The sequence below is a fragment of the Labrys sp. Lb11 genome (assembly GCF_057554225.1).
This window is the reverse complement of record NZ_BAAJOT010000005.1, coordinates 246,524-271,234: the sequence shown is the minus strand read 5'-3', so window position 1 is coordinate 271,234 and position 24,711 is coordinate 246,524. Positions and strand designations below refer to the sequence as shown.

19 protein-coding genes and 1 riboswitch are annotated in these 24,711 nt (G+C 69.4%); of the genes, 10 read left to right on the top strand and 9 right to left on the bottom strand.

Features of this window, described 5'->3' with window-relative positions; all coding sequences use genetic code 11:
* Positions 1-81: 81 nt before the first annotated feature.
* From xdhC to AC27L4_RS19855, 5 genes are all read right to left on the bottom strand, one after another.
* Complete coding sequence (gene xdhC, locus AC27L4_RS19875) at positions 82-1,077, bottom strand: xanthine dehydrogenase accessory protein XdhC (protein WP_487144096.1); 996 nt, start codon at positions 1,075-1,077, stop codon at positions 82-84.
* Positions 1,078-1,164: 87 nt separating this feature from the next.
* On the bottom strand, positions 1,165-1,983 hold the full coding sequence (locus AC27L4_RS19870; protein WP_487144095.1) for an LssY C-terminal domain-containing protein: 819 nt from the start codon (positions 1,981-1,983) through the stop codon (positions 1,165-1,167).
* 214 nt (positions 1,984-2,197) lie between these two features.
* Entirely contained in the window at positions 2,198-4,519 is a 2,322-nt protein-coding gene (gene xdhB / locus AC27L4_RS19865) for a xanthine dehydrogenase molybdopterin binding subunit (protein WP_487144094.1), read from the bottom strand.
* Positions 4,509-5,984, bottom strand: a complete 1,476-nt coding sequence (gene xdhA, locus AC27L4_RS19860; RefSeq protein WP_487144093.1) for a xanthine dehydrogenase small subunit — start codon at positions 5,982-5,984, stop codon at positions 4,509-4,511. The genes xdhB and xdhA overlap by 11 nt, the downstream gene beginning before the upstream one ends.
* 367 nt (positions 5,985-6,351) lie before the next feature.
* Positions 6,352-7,545, bottom strand: a complete 1,194-nt coding sequence (locus AC27L4_RS19855; protein WP_487144092.1) for an O-succinylhomoserine sulfhydrylase — start codon at positions 7,543-7,545, stop codon at positions 6,352-6,354.
* 36 nt (positions 7,546-7,581) lie between these two features.
* A riboswitch (SAM riboswitch) is annotated at positions 7,582-7,662 on the bottom strand.
* A 104-nt stretch (positions 7,663-7,766) separates the two neighbouring features.
* On the opposite strand from AC27L4_RS19855, the gene AC27L4_RS19850 reads away from it, so the two are divergent.
* A complete protein-coding gene (locus AC27L4_RS19850; RefSeq protein ID WP_487144091.1) occupies positions 7,767-8,849 on the top strand; it encodes a 2'-deoxycytidine 5'-triphosphate deaminase in 1,083 nt (360 codons plus the stop codon).
* Between the two features lie 135 nt (positions 8,850-8,984).
* Here the strand turns inward: AC27L4_RS19850 and trpE are convergent, their stop codons facing one another.
* Positions 8,985-10,496: an anthranilate synthase component I gene (trpE, locus tag AC27L4_RS19845; protein ID WP_487144090.1), complete on the bottom strand. Its 1,512-nt coding sequence runs from the start codon at positions 10,494-10,496 to the stop codon at positions 8,985-8,987.
* A 144-nt stretch (positions 10,497-10,640) separates the two neighbouring features.
* The gene (locus AC27L4_RS19840; RefSeq protein ID WP_487144089.1) at positions 10,641-12,545 is read right to left on the bottom strand and encodes a peptidyl-prolyl cis-trans isomerase; all 1,905 of its coding nucleotides are present in this window, start codon (positions 12,543-12,545) and stop codon (positions 10,641-10,643) included.
* A gap of 227 nt (positions 12,546-12,772) precedes the next feature.
* Here AC27L4_RS19840 and tpiA point away from each other — a divergent pair, with 227 nt between their 5' ends.
* A complete protein-coding gene (gene tpiA, locus AC27L4_RS19835) occupies positions 12,773-13,534 on the top strand; it encodes a triose-phosphate isomerase (RefSeq protein WP_487144088.1) in 762 nt (253 codons plus the stop codon).
* 63 nt (positions 13,535-13,597) lie between these two features.
* Here tpiA and AC27L4_RS19830 read toward each other — a convergent pair whose 3' ends face one another.
* Positions 13,598-14,050: an SMI1/KNR4 family protein gene (locus AC27L4_RS19830; protein WP_487144087.1), complete on the bottom strand. Its 453-nt coding sequence runs from the start codon at positions 14,048-14,050 to the stop codon at positions 13,598-13,600.
* Positions 14,051-14,292: 242 nt separating this feature from the next.
* Between AC27L4_RS19830 and AC27L4_RS19825 the strand changes: the two genes are divergently transcribed.
* The 6 genes from AC27L4_RS19825 to lexA all read left to right on the top strand — a co-directional run bounded on the left by AC27L4_RS19825 (position 14,293) and on the right by lexA (position 19,246).
* The gene (locus AC27L4_RS19825) at positions 14,293-14,901 is read left to right on the top strand and encodes an anthranilate synthase component II (RefSeq protein ID WP_487144086.1); all 609 of its coding nucleotides are present in this window, start codon (positions 14,293-14,295) and stop codon (positions 14,899-14,901) included.
* The gene (trpD, locus tag AC27L4_RS19820; RefSeq protein ID WP_487144085.1) at positions 14,901-15,911 is read left to right on the top strand and encodes an anthranilate phosphoribosyltransferase; all 1,011 of its coding nucleotides are present in this window, start codon (positions 14,901-14,903) and stop codon (positions 15,909-15,911) included. The genes AC27L4_RS19825 and trpD overlap by 1 nt, the downstream gene beginning before the upstream one ends.
* Positions 15,912-15,914: 3 nt before the next feature.
* Positions 15,915-16,721 carry an indole-3-glycerol phosphate synthase TrpC gene (gene trpC / locus AC27L4_RS19815; protein WP_487144084.1) on the top strand — a complete coding sequence of 269 codons (807 nt, stop codon included), beginning with the start codon at positions 15,915-15,917 and terminating at the stop codon, positions 16,719-16,721.
* Entirely contained in the window at positions 16,718-17,197 is a 480-nt protein-coding gene (moaC, locus tag AC27L4_RS19810) for a cyclic pyranopterin monophosphate synthase MoaC (protein WP_487144083.1), read from the top strand. The genes trpC and moaC overlap by 4 nt, the downstream gene beginning before the upstream one ends.
* On the top strand, positions 17,194-18,417 hold the full coding sequence (locus tag AC27L4_RS19805) for a molybdopterin molybdotransferase MoeA (RefSeq protein ID WP_487144082.1): 1,224 nt from the start codon (positions 17,194-17,196) through the stop codon (positions 18,415-18,417). Before moaC ends, AC27L4_RS19805 begins: the two co-directional genes overlap by 4 nt.
* A gap of 112 nt (positions 18,418-18,529) precedes the next feature.
* Positions 18,530-19,246: a transcriptional repressor LexA gene (gene lexA / locus AC27L4_RS19800; protein WP_487144081.1), complete on the top strand. Its 717-nt coding sequence runs from the start codon at positions 18,530-18,532 to the stop codon at positions 19,244-19,246.
* Here lexA and AC27L4_RS19795 read toward each other — a convergent pair.
* Entirely contained in the window at positions 19,240-21,531 is a 2,292-nt protein-coding gene (locus tag AC27L4_RS19795) for a ComEC/Rec2 family competence protein (RefSeq protein ID WP_487144080.1), read from the bottom strand. The genes lexA and AC27L4_RS19795 overlap by 7 nt on opposite strands.
* A 107-nt stretch (positions 21,532-21,638) precedes the next feature.
* Here AC27L4_RS19795 and gltX point away from each other — a divergent pair, with 107 nt between their 5' ends.
* Both gltX and gltA read left to right on the top strand, forming a co-directional pair.
* The gene (gene gltX, locus AC27L4_RS19790) at positions 21,639-23,063 is read left to right on the top strand and encodes a glutamate--tRNA ligase (protein ID WP_487144079.1); all 1,425 of its coding nucleotides are present in this window, start codon (positions 21,639-21,641) and stop codon (positions 23,061-23,063) included.
* A gap of 320 nt (positions 23,064-23,383) precedes the next feature.
* On the top strand, positions 23,384-24,676 hold the full coding sequence (gene gltA, locus AC27L4_RS19785; RefSeq protein WP_487144078.1) for a citrate synthase: 1,293 nt from the start codon (positions 23,384-23,386) through the stop codon (positions 24,674-24,676).
* Positions 24,677-24,711 lie beyond the last annotated feature (35 nt).

The following is a 24,711-nucleotide window of genomic DNA, read 5'->3' as shown; positions in this document are numbered from 1 at the left end:
TCAGGAGGTTGAGAAGGGGGCAAATCCGGGGGAAAGACAGGTGCGGCCCGGCGTCCACAGGACTCGCAGCGGGCGCTCCCCTCACGCGGTCTCGACTCCGAGGGCACGGCCTCGAACCCCCTCCCGTGCCGCTTCACGCACCTGCAGCATCTGCGCCGTCACCGAGGCGGCAATCACGGCCGGCTCCTTGCCGCCGATTCCCGGCACGCCGATCGGGCAGACCAGCGTCTCGATCAGCGCCGGGTCGAGGCCGGCCTGACGCATCTGCGAGGCGAAACGGGCACGCTTGGTCGCCGAGCCGATGACGCCGACCAGGGCGAAGCGCCGGGCCGACAGCGCCGCCACGGCAATGTCGAGATCAAGGGCATGGCTATGGGTCATGATCAGCACGATCGCCCCGTCCGGCATGTCCGCCAGGAGCCGCACCGGATCGGTCGCGGCAACCGCGGCGACGGCCTGCGGCACATGGCTGGGGAAGGCGCCCTCGCGCGGGTCGACCCAGACGACGCGGAAGGGCAGCGGCGCCAACGCCATCACCAGGGCCCGTCCGACATGCCCGGCCCCGAACAGAACCACCGGCGCCCGGCGACCGCCGCCGAAGCGCTCCAGCACCTGCCCGCCCGGCAGCAGCAGGCGATCGGTTTCCATCACCTGCGCTTCGGCGGCGGTCGCCAGGCGCCGGGCCCAATGGCCGTCGGCCTGCGGCGTCGCCAGCGCGACGAAGGGCTCGTGCTCGGCTGCGGCGAGCGCGCCGATCCAGCCGAGATCGGCCGGGCCGAGGCGCTCGATCGTCAGCCGGACACGCCCTCCGCAGCATTGGCCGAGATCGGGGCCCAGGGCGCGCTGCAGCGTGCGCAGGCCGGTGCCGGCCGGCGCCGTCAGCAGCGCCTGCGCCTCGGCCAGCGCCTGCCATTCCAGCGTGCCGCCGCCGATCGTGCCGGAGAAGGCCCCGTCGGCCCGCACCGCCATGCGCGCGCCGACGTCGCGCGGGCTGGAACCGGCCACCTCGACGATGCTGACCAGGGCCGCGCGGCCGCCGGCCTCGATCATGCTGCGCAAGTTTGCGAAGAGGGGCATGGCAAGATCTCGCGTGCCGCAACACCTGCGGTACGCCATATCATAGCGCAAGGCGGGATCGGCGGATAAGCCGTTTGTTCCCCTGGATCAGGGACCGGGGTCCCGGCGGCCGAGCGCATTGCCGATCCCGTGCCAGATTTGATCCTTGAGCGCGATGAGCGGGGGCGGGGGAATCGTCACCGGCGGCTCCGTCCGCCTGATGCCATCGACGACCAAGGTGGCCATGTCGATCTCTCCGTCCGTGTCGTACGGATCGCCTTCGCCATTTCGACCGAACAAGGTCGGGCCCGTCCCGGAAATCTGGAAGAAGTCCTGAACCATGCCCGCCTCGCGCAGATCATGCATCAGCATGTCCCGCTCGGCATCGATGTCGGGCGCAATGTGGTGGGTGACCTGGCCGGTGTCATGGCTGAGGCCGACTCCCCGATCGAACGTGACCGAACCGAGCCAGACCGGCCGCCCGCTGCTTCCTTTCTCGAGGACCATCCAGAACCGCACGTGGTGACGCCGGTCCGCGCTCGTGCCATCGGGCTTTTCGAACGCGAGCTGCTCCTTCTTGCCCTCGTAGTAGAGCGGACTGACGGGTGCGTCATGATAGGGTCGATCGAGCACCACGCTGCCGATGATTTCGATGCTCGAGCGCAGCGTGATCGGGTCGGCCGGATACCACCCTGCCGCGTGCATGGCGCGGAGCACGTCTTCCTTGCTGCCGACGAGCCCGACGTTCAGCGCATCGCCCGGGATGTCGCTTGCGGTGCGTGTCACCATCGGCAAGGCGGCGAGGCCCGGCTCATGTTCATGGTGGCGCCACAGGAGGGGCAGTATCAGATAGGCCAGCATCAGGTAGGCCACGAGCGCACCGGCCAGAACGCCCCACCACCGCCGCCTGCGCGCAATCTGCTTCATGCCTGGCATCAACTCGATTGCGGTGACCGAACTCCGTCGTGACGCCCGCCGCCGGGCAGCCCGATCAATGGATCGAGCCGCAACTCATCTCGCCCCACCATGACGGTGCGTAACAAACCGGACGGAAAAGGCAAGCGACGCCGGCACGACACAAGGCACGCGCCGATCCCGGGGCGTCGCGCCTTCGCCCCGAGGCCCGCATTGCCGCCTCGCGTCAGGACCAGCCGCGCACCGCCTTGACCGCCTTCAGGATCGCCTCCGGCGTCGCCGGCGCATCCAGCGGCACCGGCGCGCCCATCGAGATGCTGCGGATGGCATCGGCAATGGCCGAGAACACGGAGATCGCCAGCATCAGCGGCGGCTCGCCCACCGCCTTGGAGCGGCCGACGGTCTCCTCCCGGTTCTCGTTGTCGAACAGCGCCACCCGGAAATCGGCCGGCACATCGCCGGCGGTCGGGATCTTGTAGGTCGAGGGCGCATGGGTGCGCAGCCGCCCCTCCCCGTCGAACACCAGTTCCTCGGTGGTCAGCCAGCCCATTCCCTGGACGAAGCCGCCCTCGATCTGGCCGATGTCGATCGCCGGGTTCAGCGAGTGGCCGACATCGTGCAGGATGTCGACGCGGTCGACGGTCATCTCGCCGGTCAGCGTGTCGACGGTCACTTCCGAGCACGCCGCGCCGTAGGCGAAGTAGAGGAAGGGCCGCCCCTTCTTGTTCGGCCGGTCCCAGGCGATCTTCGGCGTGCGGTAGAAACCGGTGGCCGACAGCGAGACGCGCGCCAGCATGGCCTTCTTCGCCAAGTCCTCGAAGGACATGGCCTTGGCTCCGCCATGGACGCGGCCGCTGCGGAACACCACCTCGTCGGGGCGGACCGCGAACTCGTTGGCCGCGACGGAGGCCATCCGCTCGCGGATGGCGCGCGCCGCGATCCGCGCCGCCATGCCGTTGAGGTCGGCGCCGGAGGAGGCGGCGGTCGGCGCGGTGTTGGGCACCTTGCCCGTGGTGGTCGCGGTGATGCGGACGCGGCCGATATCGACGCCCAGCTCGTCCGCCACGACCTGCGCCACCTTGATGTAAAGCCCCTGCCCCATCTCGGTGCCGCCATGGTTGAGCTGGATCGAGCCGTCGGCATAGACATGCACCAGCGCGCCGGCCTGGTTGAGATGCATGAGGGTGAACGAGATGCCGAACTTCACCGGCGTCAGCGCGATGCCCTTCTTGAGCACGGCGCTGGTCTCGTTGAAGCCGTCGATGGCAAGGCGGCGCTCGCGATAATCGCTGGTGCGCTCCAGCGTCTCGGTCAGCGCCAGGACGACGTTGTCCTCCACCTTCTGGCCATAGGGCGTGTAGTCCCGGCCGGCGCCGTAGAAATTGCGCTTGCGCACGTCGAGCGGGTCGATCCCCAGCGCCCAGGCGATGGCGTCGATGGCGCGCTCCATGCCGACCATGCCCTGCGGCCCGCCGAAGCCGCGGAAGGCGGTGTTGGACACCGTGTTGGTCTTCATCCGCCGGGTCAGGATGCGGGTATCGCCGAGATAATAAGCGTTGTCGGCGTGGAACATCGTCCGGTCGCAGATGCCGAGCGACAGATCGGCGGAATAGCCGCAGCGCGCATCATAGGCGACGTCGTAGCCGTGGATCAGGCCGGTCTCGTCGAAGCCGACATCGTAGGTGATGCGGAAGTCATGGCGCTTGCCGGTCATCGCCATGTCGTCGTCGCGATCGAGGCGGAGCTTGCAGGGCCGGCCGGTGATGCGAGCCGCGACGGCGGCGATCGCCGCCCACTGGCTCGCCTGGCTCTCCTTGCCGCCGAAGCCGCCGCCCATGCGCCGGACCTCGCAGACCACGGCGTGGTCGGGCAGGCCGAGCACGCGGGCGACGACGTGCTGCACCTCGGTGGGATGCTGCGTCGAGGAGAGGACATGCATGTCGCCGTCCTCGCCGGGCATCGCCAGCGCCACCTGGCCCTCGAGGTAGAAATGCTCCTGTCCGCCGACCATCAGGCTCCCCTGGGTACGGTAGCGGGCATGGGTGAGCGCGCGGGCGACGTCGCCGCGGCGGAATTCATAGTCCGGCATCACCGGCACGCCGTCCGACAAGGCCGCGTCGACGGTGACGACCGGCGGTTCCGCCTCGTATTCGATCCGGGCGAGTCGCGCTGCGCGCCGGGCCTGGTCGCGCGCATAGGCGACCACGGCGAACACCACCTGGGCATGGAACTCGATCCGCTCCTCGGCGAAGCAGGGATCGACGTCGAAATCGACCGGCGACACGTCGTTGCGGCCCGGCACGTCGGCGGCCGTGATCACGGCGACCACCCCCGGCGCCGCTCGCACCGCCTCGAGGTCCATCGCCACGATCCGCCCGGCCGCGACCGAGGCGCCGCCGGGCACCACATGCAGCGTGCCGACCGGCTCCAGCACGTCGTCGACATAGAGCGCGGCGCCGGCCACGTGCTTGACGGCGGAATCATGGGCGATCGGCCGGCTTATCGCGCCACCTGCCGCATCGGTCCGGTCGAGCCTTTCATGCGGCATGGGTGCGCTCCCGTCGGCCGATCAGGCGCGTCTCGTCCGTGCGCGTGCCCGCAACCTCGACCAGGGCCTTCATCAGGAGGGCCCGGGCGACGTCGCCGCGATAGCCGGCCGAGGCCCGCATGTCCGAGATCGGCTGGTAATCGACCGCGAGCGCGTCAAGCGCCTGGTTCCAGGTGCTGCCGTCGTCGAGCACGACGCCGATCATCGCCTCCTCGGTCGCCGCCGCCCGCCTCGGCGTCGCCGCCATGCCGCCGAAGGCGATGCTGGCCTCGGCCACCACGCCGTCCAGGATGGTGAACTTGAAGGCGCCCATCACGGCGGAGATGTCCTCGTCGAAACGCTTCGAGACCTTGTAGCAGCGGAACACCTCGCCCGGCTGCAGCTTGGTCACGGCGACGCCCACCACGAACTCGCCGGGCCTCCGGTCCTGCCGGCCATAGCCGGCGAAGAAGTTCTCCAGCGGCATGGCGCGGCCCTCGCTGCCCATGCGCAGGTAGATCTTGGCCCCGAGCGCGATCATCGCCGGGGCCAGGTCGCCGATCGGCGAGCCGTTGGCGATGTTGCCGCCGACCGTGCCGGAGGCACGCACCTGGGCGGAGCCGAAACGGCGGACGAGCTCGCCGAGATCGGGATCGAGCCGGGCCAGAGCCGTGGCAGCCCGGGCGTGGGTCACCGTGGCGCCGATAGACAGCGCGTCGGCGGTCTCGACGAAACGGTCGAGCCTGGCGACGCGGCCAAGCCAGATCACCTTGGCGATGTCACGCAGCTGCTTGGTGATCCACAGGCCGACATCGGTCGCCCCCGCCACCAGCACGGCATCGGGATGAACCTGGTAGAGCTCGGCCAGGGCGTCGATCGAGGCGGGGGCGGCGAAGAAGCGCTCCTCGCCGCCGACGAACAGGTCCTCCTCGTCGGCGAGGCCCGCCAGCAGCGCGGCGGTCGCCTCGCGGCCCTGCGCCGTCGCATCGTCGGCCGCCGTGGCGCAGACATCCAGCGCCGCATCGATGATCGGCCGGTAGCCGGTGCAGCGGCAGAGATTGCCGGCGAGCTGGTCCGTCACCGCCTGGCGCGTCACCGGCCGGACGCCTTCCTGGTAGAGCGCGAACAGCGACATGACGATGCCCGGCGTGCAGAAACCGCATTGCGAGGCATGATGGGCGACCATCGCCGCCTGCACGGGGTGGAGCTGCGCGGTCGTGCCGACATCCTCCACCGTGACCAGCTCGCAGCCGTCGATCATGCCGGTCAGCAGGATGCAGGCATTGACCGGCTCGTAGACGACCTTGCCGTCGCGCAGGCGGCCGAGCACCACGGTGCAGGCGCCGCAATCGCCCTCGTTGCAGCCTTCCTTCGTGCCGGTGGCGCCGAGCTCGAGGCGGATATGGTCGAGCAGCGTCTGCTTCGGATCGAAGGCTTCGAGCGTGTGGATCTGCCCGCCGCGGACATAGCGCACGCGATCGCGCATGGCTCAGCTCCCCGGTTCGGCGGGGGATGGCGCAGGGCCGCGACCGCGACGCCGCGCCGGACCCGGCCGGTCCGCGCCGCTGTCCGGGACACGCCTCTCCAGCCGTCCGATCATGTCGCCCCATCCCCATGAATCCACCGACGATTCAAGTGTTGCCGGTTTTCGCGTCCGCGCAAAGGGGGGATTTGCAACGTTTCATGGAAGAATCGGCGATTCGGGCCGGAATTCGGGGGCTGTCTCGCCACGGACACCGTCGTGGACCAGCCTGTTCCGCCCACGACGCCTGTTGTCCGCCGCCGACACGGCCGGGCCTGCCCTCGAGGCGGCCCCGGCGGCGAACGGTCTGGGCCGGCCCGAAGGCTGTCCCTCAGGCCTTGTCCAGGGCCGACAGCCAGTCCTCGATCAAGTCGTCGGCATCCTCGATGCCGGCCGAGAAGCGCAGCATGCCCTGGCTGATGCCCATTCCCAGGCGCTGGTGCTCCTCGAAGCGCTGATGCGTCGTGGTCGAGGGATGGGTGACCAGGCTCTTGGCGTCGCCGAGATTGTTGGAAATCTTGACGATGCGCAGGGCGTTGGCGACGCGGAACGCCGCCGCCTTGCCGCCCTCGATCTCGACCGTCGCCAGGGTGCCGCCGCCGCGCATCTGCCGCCGCGCCACCGCCACCTGCGGATGGTCGTCGCGGTAGGGGTAGAGCACGCGCCGGACCGCCCGGTGGCCGGCCATGGCGTCGGCCACCAGGCGGGCGTTCTCGCCCTGCTGGCGCACGCGCAGCGGCAACGTCTCCAGGCCCTTCAGCAACACCCAGGCGTTGAAGGGCGAGATCGACGGGCCGGTCTGGCGCAGCAGCGTGTGGATATGGTCGGCGATGAATTTCTCGGACGCCAGGATGACGCCGCCCAGGCACCGCCCCTGCCCGTCGATATGCTTGGTGGCGGAGTAGACCACGCAGGTCGCGCCGAGCTCGAGCGGGCTCTGCAGCATCGGCGAGGCGAAGACGTTGTCGACCACCAGCGAGGCGCCGGCGTCCCGCGCAATGGCGGCGATGGCGGCGATGTCGAGCACTTCCAGGGTCGGATTGGTCGGGCTTTCCAGGAAGAACACCTTGGTCTGCGGCCGGACCGCGCTGCGCCATTCCTCCAGGCTGGTGCCGTCGACCAGCGTCGCCGCGACGCCGAAGCGGGGCAGCAGCTCTTCGATGACGTAGCGGCAGGACCCGAACAGCGCCTTGGCGGCGACGACGTGGTCGCCGGCCCGAAGCTGGCCCATCAGGGAGGCGGTCACCGCCGCCATGCCGGTGGCGGTGGCGCGCGCCGCCTCCGCGCCCTCCAGCTCCGCCATGCGCCGCTCGAACATGGCGACGGTGGGGTTTGAGAAGCGGCTGTAGATGTAGCCGGGCTCCTCGCCCTTGAAGCGGGCCTCCGCAGCCTCGGCGCTGTCGTAGATATAGCCCTGGGTCAGGAACAGCGCTTCGGAGGTCTCCCCGAATTCAGAGCGCAGGGTGCCGCCATGCACGAGGCGTGTCGCGGGGCGGAGCGGGCGGGACGAGGTCTGGTCTGACATGTGCGGCTTCCATACAGCCGCGTGACGGAGCAAGGCTTGCTCCTTCCAACGGCCCCTTTAGCGAGTTGTTTTACGTGGCTGCAAGCCGGCCGGCCCAAATCCACCACGACGATGACTTTTGAGTAGCGCCCGGCGGCGATGGCGTCAATCCTGGCAAGCTCCTTGGTGGCGCCGAGCCGCATGATGCGCTAGGCAGGGCGCCCCTGAGAGAAACCGCGGCCATGCAGACTTCCGGCATCCTGCCCTCCCAGTCCATCGCGGCGCTCGCCGATGCGGGCGTCATCCGCATGGACCGCCCCTTCGAGGCCGACCAGATCCAGCCCGCCAGTCTGGATCTTCGCCTCGGCGCCAAGGCCTACCGGATGCGCGCCAGCTTCCTGCCCGGACCGCGCACCCGGGTCGAGGACCGCATCCGCGACCTCGCCCTGCACGAGATCGACCTGACCCGCGGCGCCGTGCTGGAGACCGGCTGCGTCTACATCGTGCCGCTGATCGAGAGCCTGGCCATGCCGACCGACCTGCTGGCCTCGACCAACCCCAAGAGCTCCACCGGCCGGCTCGACGTCTTCACCCGCGTCATCACCGACCATGGCCGGGCCTTCGACCAGGTCGAGGCCGGCTATGACGGGCCGCTCTATGCCGAGATCGGGCCGCGCACCTTCCCGGTGCTGGTGCGCACCGGCTCGCGCCTGTCGCAGATCCGCTTCCGCAAAGGCGAGGCGCGGATCGACGACGCGGCACTGCGCGACCTGCAGCGGCGCATGGGGCTGGTCTCCACCCCCGATCCCGACATTTCCGGCGGCGTGGCGCTGTCTGTCGACCTCGGCGGCTTCGGCGGCGGGGTCGTCGGCTACCGGGCCAAGCGCCACACCGGCGTGGTCGACGTCGACAGGCGCGCGGCCTGCGACCTGCTCGACTTCTGGGAGCCGATCGAGCGCCGCGGCCGCGACGAGCTCATCCTCGATCCGAACGAGTTCTACATCCTCGCCTCGAAGGAGGCCGTGCACGTGCCGCCGGACTTCGCCGCCGAGATGGTGCCGTTCGACCCGCTGGTCGGCGAGTTTCGCGTCCATTATGCCGGCTTCTTCGACCCGGGCTTCGGCTATGCCCCCGACGGCATGGAAGCGGCGCGCGCCGTGCTGGAAGTGCGCTCGCGCGAGGTGCCGTTCATCCTGGAGGACGGCCAGATCGTCGGGCGGCTGGTCTATGAACGCATGACCGAGCGCCCCGCCATCCTCTACGGCGCCGGCCTCGGCTCGAACTACCAGGGCCAGGCGCTGAAGCTGTCGAAGCACTTCCGGTAAGCTTGGCCGGATCCCATTCCATCGTGTTCGAGCGGCGGCAAGGGCTCGCCGAGGGTGTTTCTCACATCGCCTGCTTGGGCCCCAGCCCGAACAGCCCCCGACCACTGGGACGACGCGCATTCCGTCTTGGAGCCCCTACTGCCCCCTTCCCGGCTGCCCGGCGAAGCGCACCGCCTCCTCGGCCGCACGGAACAGGGCCTTGGCCTTGTTGATGCACTCGGCCTGCTCGGAGGCGGGGACGCTGTCATAGACGATGCCAGCGCCGGCCTGGACGTGCATGACGCCGTCCTTGACCAGGGCGGTGCGCAACACGATGCAGGTGTCCATCTGGCCGTCGGCGCCGAAATAGCCGATGGCGCCGGCGTAGAGGCCGCGCTTGTCCTTCTCCAGTTCGTCGATGATCTCCATCGCCCTGACCTTGGGCGCGCCGGAGACGGTGCCGGCCGGGAAGCCCGCCGCCAGCGCGTCGAGCGCGTCGAGGCCGGGCCGGATGGTCCCCTCGACATTGGAGACGATGTGCATGACGTGGCTGTAGCGCTCGACGAAGAACTTGTCGGTGACCGTGACGCTGCCAATCTCGGCGACGCGGCCGACATCGTTGCGGCCGAGGTCGAGCAGCATCAGGTGCTCGGACAGTTCCTTCGGATCGGCGAGGAGCGAGACTTCGTGCGCCGCATCCTGCGCATGGGTCTGGCCGCGCGGCCGCGTGCCGGCGATCGGACGGACCGTGACCTTGCCGCCCCGCAGGCGGACCAGGATCTCGGGACTGGAGCACACCACCGAGAAACCGGCGAACTGCAGATAGACCAGGAACGGCGCCGGATTGACCCGCCGGAGCGCCCGGTACAGCGTGAAGGGCGGCAGCTGGAACGGCGCGGTGAAGCGCTGCGACAGCACGACCTGGAAGATGTCGCCGGCGCGCACATAGTCCTTCGCCTTCTCGACCATGGCGAGGTATTCGGCCTCGCTGGTGTTGGAGACCTGGGCGGCGTGCAGGGCGTCGAGGTCGACGACCTCGGCGAATTTCGGCGTGTGCCGGTCGAGCCCGTCGACGATCGCCATCAGCCGCTCGGTGGCGCGGGCATGGGCCTGCCTGGCCGTCACGCCCGCCTGCGGACGCACCGGCGTGACCACCGTGATCTCGTCACGCACCGAATCGAACACCACCATGATGGTCGGGCGGATCAGCAGCGCGTCGGGCACGCCGATCGGGTCCGGCTTGGCCTCGGGCAGCCGCTCCATCTGCCGCACCATGTCGTAGCCGAGATAGCCGAACAGGCCGGCGGCCATGGGCGGCGCGCCCTCCGGCAGCTCGATGCGGCTTTCGGCGATCAAAGCCCGCAGCGTCTCCAGCGGGTGGCCCGGCAAGGGCTCGAACGCATCGCCGGACGGTCGGCGATTGATCGAGGCCCCACCGTCCTGGCAGCGCCAGATCAGGTCCGGCTCCAGGCCGATCATCGAGTAGCGGCCGCGCGTCGCCCCGCCCTCGACCGATTCGAGCAGGAAGGCGTTGTCGCGGTCGCCGGCGAGCTTCAGGAAGGCGGAGACCGGCGTCTCCAGGTCGCCGACCAGGGTGGTGGCGACGATCTGGGCGCGACCGGCGGCATAGCCTTCGGCAAAGGCTTCGAAGGAAGGTTCGACGTTCATCTGTCGGGCTTTCGAGAGTGGGCGGACGGGCAGAGGACGGGGGCACGCGCTCCCCGTCCCCCGCGGCACGGGCAGCTCAGGCGGCGGAGCGCCGCCATCGTGCCCGGCCGCCGATCCTCCAGCCCTCGCGTCCCGTCATGGGCATCAGCCCTCTCTCCCGGCGCCGGTGGCCTGGTTGACGTTGCCCTGGTTGACGACCAGGCCGAGATCGTTCTTCAGCCGCGCCACGTACTCGGCCAGGAAGTCCTGGCCGATCGACTGGTCGAGCTGCCGGGTCATTGCCACCGCCGCCTCGGCCTTGGGGTCGAAAGCCGGCACGGTGTTGTCGGTGACCTGCAGCACGATCCGGTCGGTGTCACCGTTCGGCGCCGTGGCGAAGCCCTTGACGGGGGTCGAGAACACGACATTGACGGCGGCCGCCGACAGCCCCTGCGCCTCGGTGTTGCGCTTGAGATCCCAGGCCTGCTTCACCTCGAGCGACGCGGCCTTGGCGACATCCTCCAGAGACTTGCCGCCGTTGAGTTCCTTCAGGAGGTCCTCGGCGCGCGCCTTGAGGCGCCGGGCCTTCTCGTCCGTGATCCAGGCCGCAATCACATCGGCCTTTGCCTCTTCCAGGGTACGATCGCGGGCGGGCGTGACGGCATCGACCGAGAACCAGACCACGCCGGCGTCGCGCCCATCGATCGGGTCGGCATCCGAGCCCGGATCATTGGCGAAGACCGCGGCGACGAGCTTGTCCTGCTGCGGCAGATGCACCTCCTGGCCGGCGGCATCCCGGCCCTGCGCATCGACAGCCGCCACCTCGACCAGCGACAGGCCGAGCTTGCCGGCGATCTCCTTGAGCAAGGCCCCGCCGGACCGCTCGTCCTCGATCTTGGTCTGGATGTCGAGCAGTTCGTTGTGCGCCCGATCCGTGGCGATCTCCTTCTTGATCTCCTCCTTGACCTGATCGAAGGGTGTGACCGTCTCGGGTTCGATCTTGGTGACGCGCAGGATCACCGTCGACAGCTTGCCCTGGACGACCCCGGAGGTCGCTCCCTCGGCGAGCTTGAAGGCAGCGTCGGCGAGGGACGGATCGAGGAGTTGCGCCCGGGTCACGGTGCCCAGATCGAGATCGGCCGGCTGCAGCTTGCGCTCGGCCGCGACGGCGTCGAAGGTCGCGGTGCCGGCGGCGATGCGGTCGGCCGCGACCTTGGCCTCGGCGGCATCGGCGAAGGCGATGCGCTGCACCGTGCGTTTCTCCGGCGTGGTGAAGCGATCCTTGCGGCTGTCATAGGTGGACCGGGCGTCGTCGTCGGTGACCACCATCTTGGCGGCCAGCGCGTCGGGCGTCAGCGAGATATAGCTGAACTTGCGGAACTCGGGCGTGCGGAACTGGCTCTTGCGCTCGTCGTAGAACGTCTGCAGCGCGGCGGCGTCGGGCTGACCGATATCGCCGAGCAGCGCCTCGGTCAGCGTGACATAGGCGATGCCGCGGCTCTCGCCCTGGAACCGGGCGACGGCTTCCTGCAGCACCTGCGGCACGGCGACGTCGCCGCTCAGGGCATCGCCGATCTGGCTGCGCAGATAGGCCTGGCGCTGCTCGGCCAGGAAGCCGGCTTCGGTGAGGCCGTTCTCGCGCAGAATAGCGTTGAAATAGCCGGGATCGAATCGTCCGCCGTTCTGGAACGACGGATCGGCCTGCACCATCTCCGCCACCTTCAGGTCGGCGAGGCCGAGCCTGTAGTTGCGGGCCTGCTCGTCGAGGGCCGCCCGGGTGGTGACGTTCTGCAGCACCAGTTGGTCGATGCCCAGGAGCCGCGCCTCGGCCGGCGACAACGGCTTGCCGAAGCGGCGGGATTGCTGGCGCACCTCCAGCGTGTAGGCGCGCTGCAGTTCCTCGGTCGTGATCACCGTGCTGCCGACACTGACGGCCTCGTTGGAGCGGAAGCCGCGGAAGAAATCCTGAATGCCCCACAGGGCAAAGCTGAGGATCAGCAGCACCATCAGTGCAATCAGGACCAGCCGGGCCAGACCCTTCTGGAAGGTCGTTCGAATGGAAGTCAGCATGAGCGGGCGATGTCGTTCGTTGGTCCAGTGTTGTGCCGGTCGAGACTTGTCGCCTCGCGAAAGGCGCGCATCATAGGGATGCGGACATGGGGCCGCAATGGCACGGAGCCTGCGATTTTTCAACGCCTTGCCCCACACGGCCACCATTGTTAAGAGGCTGCCGGATGCCCTTCGCCCGCGCCTTTTCGCCGTCGGAGGGCCGGCTCGGATCGCAAAAGGGGGTTGGGATGACGTCGACGCGGCCGCGTCCGCTCGTGGCGGGCAACTGGAAGATGAACGGCGTCGCGGCCTCGGCCGCCGAACTCGACGCCATCGCGACCGGCCTCGCCGCCGGCGGGGCCGGACATGCCGAGACGCTGATCTGTCCGCCCTTCACCCTGGTCTCCGCCTTCGCTGCCCGGCTCGCCGGCAAGGCGCCGGCCATCGGCGCGCAGGACTGCCACGCCAGGCCCTCCGGCGCCCATACCGGCGACGTCTCGGCCGAGATGCTGCGCGACGCCGGCGCCTCCCACATCATCGTCGGCCACTCCGAGCGGCGCACCGACCATGGCGAGACCGACGAGATCGTGAAGGCCAAGGCCGAGGCGGTGCTGCGTGCCGGCCTCGTCGCCATCGTCTGCATCGGCGAGACGCGGGCCGAGCGCGAGGCCGGCAAGACGCTGGAGGTGGTGGGCACGCAGCTCGCCGGCTCGCTGCCCGACGGAGCCACGGCCGCCAACACCGTCATCGCCTACGAGCCGGTCTGGGCCATCGGCACCGGCCTGACGCCGACCGCCACGGACGTCAAGGAAGTGCACAACTTCATCCGCGGTCAGCTTTCCGTGGCGCTCGCCGCCGAAGGCGCGGGCGTGCGAATTCTCTATGGCGGCTCGGTGAAGCCGGCCAACGCGGCCGAGCTGATGGGCGTGGAGAATGTCGACGGTGCCCTGGTCGGCGGCGCCTCGCTGAAGGCCGCGGATTTCCTCGGGATCGCCGCCGCCTACAAGTAAGCTTATCGAGGCGGAACGAGGCGCGGCCTGCGCTCCAGGCCGCGCCCGTTCTCCATGCTCGCCTCAGGAAACGGCCCGGTGGTCCCCGACATAGCGGTCGACGAACTCGGAGAAGCTGTCTGCGACGAAGTCGTTGCCCGTGCCGTTGATGACCACGACGCGGCCGCGGTGCTCGTCCTCGCCGCAGTTGATGGCCCAGGCCCAGCACCACCAGACATGGTCGGCGAAGAAGAGGTAGCGTCCGGCATTGGCCGCGACCGGCACGTTGCGGATGTCGTGCCCGTATTCCTCGGGGATCGAGCGGATGCGGGTCAGCGGCCACCAGGTCGTGATCACGTCATCGGTCGCCTCGTCTTCGACCGGGCAGGACCGCAGCAGGTATTCGCGGAAATCCTCCGGAAGCGCGACGGCATATCGGCCTTCGAGAGACGCGACGTCTCGCTCGTCCACCGCAGCGCTCGGCACGGCCGGGTCGGCGGCGGCCCAGTAGCGCTGCAGTTTCTGGTAAGCTTTCATCGCTGCCCTCCGGCTCGACACGTTCCGAACAAGGACCGGCAGGTTCGCAGCTGCAGGGCGAGAAATTATGTCGGCTCGGCGGCTTTGGCGGGGCACGCCACTCCGGAACGGTCCGTGCCGGCGCGATCGCGCCCGTCGGCGCATGCCTCCGCTTGACCCGCCCCTCCTCCGCGCCCTAGTGCTGTCCTCCGGCATCCGACGATGCCTTTCCACCCCGCATCCGTGCCGAGGAGGCCCGTGCCATGACCACCGTGACGCTGATCGACAACTATGACAGCTTCACCTGGAACCTCTGGCACTATATCGGCCAGCTCGGATGCGAGGTGACGGTGCATCGCAACGACGCGGTGACGGCCGATGCCGTGCTGGCCGCGGGGCCGGACGCCATCGTGCTTTCGCCCGGCCCGGGCACGCCCGACAGCGGCGGCGGCATCTGCTGCGAGCTGATCGAGAAGGCCACCGGCCATACGCCGCTGTTCGGCGTCTGCCTCGGCCACCAGGCCATCGGCCAGGTGTTCGGGGCCACGGTGGCGCGGGCGCCGCTGCCGATGCACGGCAAGCTCTCCGAGATCCGTCACGAGGGCGGCGGCGTGTTTCGCGGCATCAACGGCCCGTTCAAGGCCACGCGCTACCACTCCCTGATCGTCGAGCGCGACACGCTGCCCGAGGATCTGGAGGTGACGGCGGAAACCGAGGACGGCCTCGTCATGGGCATGTCGCATCGCCGCGCCCCGGTGCACGGCGTGCAGTTCCATCCCGAATCGATCATGTCCGAGCACGGCCACCGTATCGTCCAGAACTTCCTGGATCTGGCCGCGGACTGGAACCGCAAGCATCGCGGCGCTGCGTGATGGACGGATTCAAGCCCTTCATCGGCACTGCCGCCGCCCGCTCCCTCACGCGCGCCGAGGCGGCGGAGGCGTTCGACCTGCTGCTCTCCGGCCAGGCGACGCCCTCGCAGATCGGCGGCTTCCTGATGGCGCTCAGGGTGCGCGGCGAGACGCCGGACGAAATCGCCGGCGCGGTCACCGCCATGCGCGCCAAGATGACGCCGGTCTCGGCCCCCGACGAGGCGATCGACATCGTCGGCACGGGCGGGGACGCCTCCGGCTCCTACAATGTCTCGACCGCCGCGGCGCTGATCGTCGCCGGCGCTGGCGTCAAGGTCGCCAAGCATGGCAATCGGGCTCTGTCGTCCCGGTCCGGCGCCGCGGACGTGCTGATGGCGCTGGGCGTCAAGATCGATCTGACGCCGCAGCAGATCTCGCGCTGCATCGCCGAGGCCGGCCTCGGCTTCATGTTCGCGCCGGCCCATCACGGGGCGATGAAGCATGTCGGCCCCACGCGGGTCGAGCTCGGCACCCGCACGATCTTCAACCTGCTCGGGCCCTGCTCCAACCCGGCGGGCGTCAGGCGCCAGCTCCTCGGCGTGTTCTCGGCGCATTGGCTGGAGCCGCTGGTGGAGGTGCTGCAAACGCTCGGCTCGGTCCGCGTCATCGCCGTCCACGGCTCGGACGGCCTCGACGAGATCACCACCACGGGCCCGACCGACGCGGTCTCTCTGGAGGACGGCAAGGTCACCCGGTTCACCATCGATCCGGAAGAAGTCGGCCTGCGCCGTGCCGAGCCGGCCGACCTCAAGGGCGGCGACGGCGCCCACAATGCCCTGGCCCTGCGCGCGGTCCTCGCCGGCGAGCAGACGCCCTATCGCGATATCGCCGTGCTCAACGCCGCCGCAGCGCTGATGGTCGCCGGCCGGGCCGCCACCCTCGCCGACGGCGTGGCCATGGCGGCCGCCTCCATCGACCATGGCCGCGCCGAGGGCGCTCTGGAGCGCCTGATCCACATCTCGAACGAGTGACCGATGGCCGACATCCTCAAAACCATCGAGATCTACAAGCGCCGCGAGATCGAGGCCGCCAAGGCGGCGCTGCCTCTGCCGGAGTTGATCAAGGCAGCGCAGGCGGCCCCGCCGGTGCGCGGCTTCGCCGCCGCCCTGGCGGCCAAGCTCGCGCAGGGCGAGACCGCGCTGATCGCCGAGATCAAGAAGGCCAGTCCGTCCAAGGGCCTGATCCGGGCCGACTTCGACCCGCCGGCGCTGGCCCGGGCCTACGAGGCTGGCGGAGCGGCCTGCCTGTCGGTGCTGACCGACGCGCCATCCTTCCAGGGCAGCCCTGGCTTTCTCACCGCCGCCCGCGCCGCGGTGGCCCTGCCCGCCTTGCGCAAGGACTTCCTCTACGATCCCTATCAGGTGGTGGAGGCACGCGCCTGGGGCGCGGACTGCGTCCTGATCATCATGGCCAGCGTCACCGACGCCGAGGCCGGCAGCCTCGTTGCCGCGGCGAAGGACTGGTCGCTCGACGTCCTCTGCGAGGTGCACGATGGCGCCGAGCTCGACCGCGCCCTGACGCTCGACGTGCACATGATCGGCATCAACAATCGCAATCTCAAGACGTTCGAGACAAGACTTGAAGTGACGGAGGAACTGGCGCCGCGGGTGCCGGACGATCGTCTCCTGATCGGCGAGAGCGGCATCTTCACGCCTGCCGACATCGCCCGGCTGCGGCGCGTCGGCGTCGGCACGTTCCTGGTCGGCGAAAGCCTGATGCGCCAGGCGGACGTGACCGCGGCAACCAAGGCGCTGCTTCAGCGCCAGGCGGAGGCGACGTGAGCGGCCTCACCCATATCGGCACCTCCGGCGAGGCTGCCATGGTCGACGTGTCGGACAAGCCCGCCACCACCCGCCTCGCGGTCGCCGAGGGCCGCGTGGTGATGCAGGCCGCGACACTCGAGCTGGTGCGTGCCGGCAACGCCAAGAAGGGCGACGTGCTGGGCACGGCCCGCATCGCCGGCATCATGGCCGCCAAGCGCACCCACGAGCTGATCCCGCTCTGCCATCCGCTGCTGCTCTCCAAGGTGACGGTCGAGATCGAGCCGGAGCCGGATCTGCCCGGCTTGCGCGTCACCGCCAGCGTCAAGGTGGCCGGCCAGACCGGTGTCGAGATGGAGGCGCTGACCGCCGTCTCCGTGGCTTGCCTGACCATCTACGACATGATCAAGGCAGTCGACCGCGGCATGCGGATCGAGGGCATCCGCCTCCTGGAGAAACACGGCGGCAAGTCGGGCGAATGGCGGGCAGAGGCATGACGGAACTTCTCGCGGTCTCGGCCGCGCTGGCGCAGGTCCTGGACGGCGTATCGGCGCTGCCGGCCGAGCCGGCGCCGCTGCCGCAGGCGCGCGGCCGGGTCCTGGCCGAGCCGCTGGCGTCGCGGCGCACCCAGCCCGGCTTCGACGCCTCCGCCATGGACGGCTATGCGCTGCGGGCGGCGGATGCGGCGGCCGGGGCGCGGCTGAAGGTCGTCGGCGAGAGCGCGGCCGGCCACGCCTTCGCCGGTACGTTCGGCCCTGGCGAAACCGTGCGCATCTTCACCGGCGCCCCGGTGCCCGCCGACGCGGACACCGTGCTGATCCAGGAAAACACGCGGCGCGAGGGCGATACCGTCACGCTGACCGCCGCGGCCAGGCCCGGCCAGAACATTCGCCGCCGCGGCCTCGATTTCCGCGACGGCGACACGGCGCTGGTCGCCGGCACCCGCCTCGGCCCGCGCGATCTGGCGCTCGCCGCCGCCACCGGTCACGCAACCGTTCCGGTCCATCGCAGGCCCCGCGTCGCCATCCTCGCCACCGGTGACGAACTGGTCCTGCCCGGCACCAGCGTCGGCCCGCATCAGATCGTCGCCTCCAACAATTTCGCCCTGGCCGCGATGGCGGAAGCCGAGGGCGCGGCGGTGATCGACCTCGGCATTGCCGGCGACAGCCTGGCGGAGATCGAGGCGGCGATCCGGCGCGCACGCGACGCCGGGGCCGACGTGCTCGTCACCATCGGCGGCGCCTCGGTCGGCGACCGCGACCTCGTGCAGGCCGCCCTCACCCGCGAAGGCATGCAGCTCGGCTTCTGGAAGATCGCCATGCGGCCGGGCAAGCCGATGATGCACGGCAGCCTCGGCGCCATGCGCATCCTCGGCCTTCCCGGCAATCCGGTCTCGGCGATCGTCTGCGGCGTGCTGTTCCTGACGCCGCTGATCCGTGCCCTCGCCGGCCGCGCCGACCGGACATTGCCGCGTCGTCCGGCCCGTTTCGCCGTGGACTGGCCGGCCAACGATCTGCGCGAAGACTATCTGCGTGCGACCTTCACGCTTGACGCAGCGACGAACCTGCCGATGGTGACACCATCGGCCGTGCAGGATTCGTCCATGGTTGCCGTGCTCGCCGGCTCCGACTGCCTCGCCATCCGGCCGCCCCATGCCGCTGCGGCACATGCCGGCGATGCCTGCGAGATCATCGATCTTCGCGCCGCCGGCTACTGATCGTCTTTACCGGAAGTTCATGGTTGCGGAACACAGTGCGAACATGTAGCACTGTTCATGGTTTGTTTGGCGATTCACCAGTTGATTCGCTGCCTCCGCGCCGGGAACGCCCATGCTGACGAAGAAACAACACGAATTGCTGCGCTTCATCCACGAGCGGCTGAAGGAGCAGGGCGTTCCCCCCTCCTTCGACGAAATGAAGGACGCGCTCGATCTTCGCTCCAAGTCCGGCATTCATCGTCTGATCATGGCGCTGGAGGAGCGCGGCTTCATCCGCCGCCTGCCCAACCGGGCACGGGCGTTGGAGGTCGTGAAGCTGCCCGAATCCTCGGTACCGGGCCTCACCACAGTGTCGGCCCCGCGCGGCTTCCGGCCCAATGTCATCGAAGGCAATCTCGGGCGGGTGCGAGCCGCTCCCCCGCCGGCCCTGGACGAGGACGCCGCGCGTTCGGTGATGATCCCGGTGATGGGCCGGATCGCTGCCGGCACGCCGGTCTCGGCGATCCAGAGCAAGAGCCATACGATCAGCGTGCCGCCGGAGATGCTGTCGGCGGGCGAGCATTTCGCCCTGGAGGTCCGTGGCGATTCGATGATCGAGGCCGGTATCTTCGACAACGACACGGTGCTGATCCGGCGCCAGGACAATGCCGAGACCGGCGATATCGTGGTGGCGCTGATCGATGACGAGGAAGCCACCCTCAAGCGCTTGCGCCGTCGCGGCGCCTCGATCGCGCTGGAGGCCGCCAACCCGGCGTATGAGACCCGCATCTTCGGCCCCGACCGCGTGCGCATCCAGGGCAAGCTGGTCGGTTTGTTCCGCCGCTACTGAGGCAAGGCCTCGTCCCGGGCAGGCGCCTCGTCGGGGGCAGCTTCGCTTTTCTCCTCCTGCGTATCAGGCGGCGGCTTGGGGCGCGGGGGAGCCGGCGCCCAGGGCCTGTCGCCGCCGGCCTCACGCGCCGTGACGATGCGCCAGCGCGGCTCGCCGGTGTCCGGCGTCGGGCCGTCGTCATAGATGGCGAGGGAACCGGCGGCGCGGATGGATGTCCGGTCCAGCACCAGCCCCGCAGCCTTGCAGCGCGCCGGGACCGGCAGGGGCGAGACCAGGATGGCGACCCGGCCGCAATCCTCCTCGATGGCGTTGACGGTGCGGTCGAGCACCAGGAACCGTCCCTTGCCCAGAGGCGCCGAGCAACCCTCCTTGTCGCAGCGCACAGCCGCCGTCAGCGTCGGGTCTTCCAGGTTGCGGCCGTCACCCAAGGCCAGCAGCCATTCGCGCTGATTGAAGGCGTCGCGCCGGCTGCCGATCGTCGACAGGGTCGCACCGTCGCGCACCAGCGCGGCATAGCCGTTGGCGCCGATGATGGCGACGGGACGTGCGTCGATCGTGGCCAGGGCGCTGCCGGCCGCCAGCGGCAACATGGCGACCAGGGCGAGACGCGTGCGCAGGATGGCCAGCAGCACGATTCCGGCGGAGAACGCGGCCAGGGCGGCGGCCGAGAATTGCGGCGTGACGATCTCAGAGCCAGGCCAGGACGCGACCATGCGGGCGATGGCCATGAACCAGCCGACCGCCACGCCCATGGCCGACCAGAGCGGCGCACCATAGCCGAAGGGCTCGGCCGCCAGCGCCAGCAGGGCCAGAGGCATGATCAGGAGCGACACGATCGGCGTCGCCATGAAGTTCGACGCCAGGGACTGCAGCGTCAGCCGGTGGAAATGGAAGGCCGAGAACGGTGCCGTCGCCAGGGAGGCAATGATGGTGGTGACGGCGAGGCCGACGACGACGATGCCCAGCCGCGACAGCATCCGCCCCATGGCCGTGGCCGGAGGCCGCGCACCCGGCCGGCGCGGCCTGTCATACCAGGCCACCATCATCGCCACCGCGCCGAACGACATCTGGAAGCTCGGCCCCAGCAGCTGTTCGGGGGTTGTCAGCAGCACGAAGGCGGCGGCGAGCCCGACATTGCGCCGCGTGACGGCACTGCGGCCAAGGGCCACCGCCATCAGCACGATCGCCGTCATGACGAAGGCGCGCACGGTCGCGACCTCTGCTCCGGAAAACAGCGTGTAGGCGGCGGCCGGCGCCAGTGACAGCATGGCCGCCAGCGCTTTGAGGGGCATGGTGAGGGCGATGCGGGACGACAGGGCGAGCAGCGCCCGGATCAGCCAGAACAGGCCGCCGGCGAACAGGGCCATATGCAGGCCGGAGATCGAGACGACATGGTAGAGCCCGGCAGCCCGCAGGGCGGCATTGGCGTCCTCGGGGATGAGGCCGCGCTTGCCGGTCACCTGCGAGGCGGCGACGGCGCCGTTTTCGCCGGGGATCACCGCGACGATGCGATCGGTCAGGGCGTTGCGGGACCGATCGAGGCCGGCGGCGAAGCGCTCGCTCCAGGACATCGTCACGGGCCGAGGGGCCGGCTGGAGCTTGCCCGCGGCAAAGCCGACGGCGCCGATGCCGTCGAAATAGGCGTCGCGGGCGAAGTCGTAGCCGCCGGGCACGGTCGGAGGCGGCGGCGGCCGCAGCAGGGCTTTCACGCTGACGCTGTCGCCCGGCGATATGTCGCCGACGCTGCGCACGGTCAGGCGGACCAGCGCCGGCACGTCGGCCGGCGCGAGGCCGTCGATGCTTGCCGGGCGTAGCACGAGGCGGGCCGAACCGCTGGCGCGCCGCTCGACCGACAGCACCGCTCCGGTGACCACGGCCGTCATGGACCTGCGCAGTTGCGGCGCTTCCAGACTGAGCGTGCGCAGCTTGGCGGCCGAGAAACCCAGGGCCGCAGCGGCGACACAGACCAGGCCGACATGGAGCCAGCGCCGGCCGCTGGCGATCCAGGCTCCGGCGAGGGCGGCGGCACCGAGAAGGGCGGGCCCGGCAAGGCCCGGCTCCTCCGGCGCAGCGAAATAGGTGATGACGCCGAGCCCGAGGAAGACCGGCACGACGAGGGCGAGATCGAGACATTCGTTCTCGAAGGCCAGGGCCGCGCGCAGCCGATCGCAGGCCGCGAGCCAGCACCGCTGCACAGCCTCGAGGCCCGGCGACGCCGCATTCCGGCGGCGCGGCCGGACCCCGGCGACCTCGACACGTTCCCCCGCCCGCCCACGTCCCGCCAAAGGCAGCTCCAACGCTACCGCCGAGCACAACGCTGTGCTAAACGCCGCAGCCTATTGCCTTCTCCGCCCGGTCGCCAAGGCTGCGCCACAAGAGAATCCGCTCAGACATGTCTCCGCCCGTCGTCACCCGCTTCGCTCCCTCCCCCACCGGCTTCCTGCATATCGGCGGCGGCCGCACGGCGCTGTTCAACTGGCTCTACGCCAAGGCGAAGGGCGGCAAGATGCTGCTGCGCATCGAGGACACCGATCGGGAGCGGTCCACCGAGGCGGCGATCGATGCCATCATCGACGGCCTCTCCTGGCTCGGCCTGGACTGGGACGGCGATCCGATCTTCCAGTACGCCCGGGCCGCGCGCCATCGCGAGGTGGCGGAGGCGATGCTGGCCAAGGGCTGTGCCTATTACTGCTATGCCACCCAGCAGGAGCTGGAGGAGATGCGCGAGCTCGCCCGCAAGGAAGGCCGCCCGCCGCGCTATGACGGGCGCTGGCGCGACCGCGACCCGGCGACGGCGCCCGCCGGCGTGAAGCCGGTGATCCGCCTGCGCGCACCGCAGGAGGGCGAGACCGTCATCGACGACGACGTGCAGGGCCGCGTCACCTGGGCCAACAAGGACCTCGACGATCTGGTGCTTCTGCGCTCGGACGGCACCCCGACCTACATGCTGGCGGTGGTGGTGGACGATCACGACATGGGGGTCACCCATATCATCCGCGGCGACGACCACCTCACAAACGCCGCCCGGCAGAAGCAGATCTACGAGGCCATGGACTGGGACGTGCCGCGCATGGCGCATATTCCCCTGATCCACGGCCCCGACGGGGCCAAGCTCTCCAAGCGCCATGGCGCGCTCGGGGTCGATGCCTATCGCGCCATGGGCTACCTGCCCTCGGCCATGCGCAACTATCTCGTCCGTCTGTCCTGGAGCCATGGCGACCAGGAGATCTTCTCCACCGAGGAGATGATCTCCGCCTTCGACACGACGGCGATCGGCCGGTCGGCGGCACGCTTCGACTTCAAGAAGCTGGAGAACCTCAACGGCCATTACATGCGCGCGGCCTCGGACGCCGAGTTGATGGACGCGATCGACAAGCTGCTGCCGCATATCCCCGAGGGAGCGGACCTGGCCGCCAAGCTCGATCCGGCCATGCGGGCGAAGCTGCTGGCCGCCATGCCGGGACTGAAGGAACGCGCCAAGACGCTGATCGAGCTGCTGGACGGCGCGAACTTCCTGTTCGCCAGCCGGCCGCTGCCGCTGGACGACAAGGCGCGGGCCCTGCTGAGCGAGGAAGCGCGGGCGACGCTCGGCCTGGCCACGGCACGGCTCGAGGCGCTGGCGGACTGGACCGGCCCGGCGGCCGAGGCTGCGGTGCGGGCCCTGGCCGAAGAGACCGGCCTGAAGCTCGGGCAGATCGCCCAGCCCCTGCGTGCCGCGCTCACCGGCCGCGCCACCTCGCCACCGGTGTTCGACGTCCTGGCCGTGCTGGGGCGCGAGGAGAGCCTGGCCAGGCTGAAGGATCAGACCCCAGCCTGAGACCTCTCCGGGCAAGTGGGCGATCCATCTGCCGGACCTGAGCTGCGACCGGAACAAATCCGGTCGCAGCGTCGTCATGGAGTGAATTCTCCGCAGGTCGTGGTTCATGTCTGTCGGCCGGCATGGGACTCCGAACGCGCCCGCCCGGCGTCGTTTGGAAATCCGATCCGCAAAGGCAGGTACGGACCCGGCGTTGTTGCGGCAATGCAGCAAATGGGCTACCGACTCCGGGCGAACGACGGACGCGGGACCGCGCAAGCGGTGCCGAGCCAGCACCGGGTTTCGGCGCGTCGGCCGGTTTCCGAACACAGGAGACGAGCATGAGCAGCGATTCTGCGACGTTGACGATTGGCGACAAATCCATCTCGCTCCCGACCCGATCAGGGTCCATCGGCCCCTCGGTCGTCGACATCGCGCCGCTCTACAAGAACTCGGGGATGTTCACCTACGACCCCGGCTTCACCTCGACGGCGAGCTGCGAGTCGCAGATCACCTATATCGACGGCGACGAGGGCGTGCTGCTGTATCGCGGCTACCCCATCGAGCAACTGGCCGAGCACGGCGATTTCCTGGAGACCTGCTATCTCCTGCTCTACGGCGAGTTGCCGACTGCGGCGCAGAAGGCCGATTTCGACTACCGCGTCACGCGCCACACCATGGTGCACGAGCAGATGGCCCGCTTCTTCCAGGGCTTCCGCCGCGACGCCCATCCGATGGCGGTGATGGTGGCTTCGGTCGGCGCGCTGTCGGCCTTCTATCACGACTCCACCGACATCGCCGACCCGCACCAGCGCATGATCTCCTCCATGCGCCTGATCGCCAAGATGCCGACGATCGCGGCCATGGCCTACAAATATTCGATCGGCCAGCCCTTCGTGTATCCGAAGAACGATCTCGACTATCCCTCCAATTTCCTGCGCATGTGCTTCTCCGTGCCCTGCGAGGAATATCGGCCGAACCCGATCCTGGCCCGTGCGCTCGACCGCATCTTCATCCTGCACGCCGACCACGAGCAGAACGCCTCCACTTCGACGGTGCGCCTCGCCGGTTCCTCCGGCGCCAATCCCTTCGCCTGCATCGCCGCCGGCATCGCCTGCCTGTGGGGTCCGGCGCATGGCGGAGCGAACGAGGCTGCCCTCAAGATGCTGCAGGAAATCGGCAGCGTCGACCGCATCCCGCACTATATCGCCAAGGCCAAGGACAAGAACGACCCGTTCCGCCTGATGGGATTCGGCCACCGCGTCTACAAGAACTACGATCCGCGCGCCAAGATCATGCAGAAGACCACGCATGAGGTGCTGAACGAGCTCGGCAACAAGGACGATCCGCTGCTGGAGGTGGCGATCGAGCTGGAGCGGATTGCCCTGCACGACGAGTATTTCATCGAGAAGAAACTCTATCCGAACATCGACTTCTATTCGGGCATCACCCTCAAGGCCATGGGCTTCCCGACCTCGATGTTCACGGTGCTGTTCGCGCTGGCGCGCACCGTGGGCTGGATCGCCCAGTGGAAGGAGATGATCGAGGATCCGAGCCAGAAGATCGGCCGGCCGCGGCAGCTCTACACCGGTGCCGCCCGGCGCGACTATACCTCGATGGCGCAGCGGCGCTGAGCAGCCGGGGCCGCGCTCACCGAAGCCGAGAACGG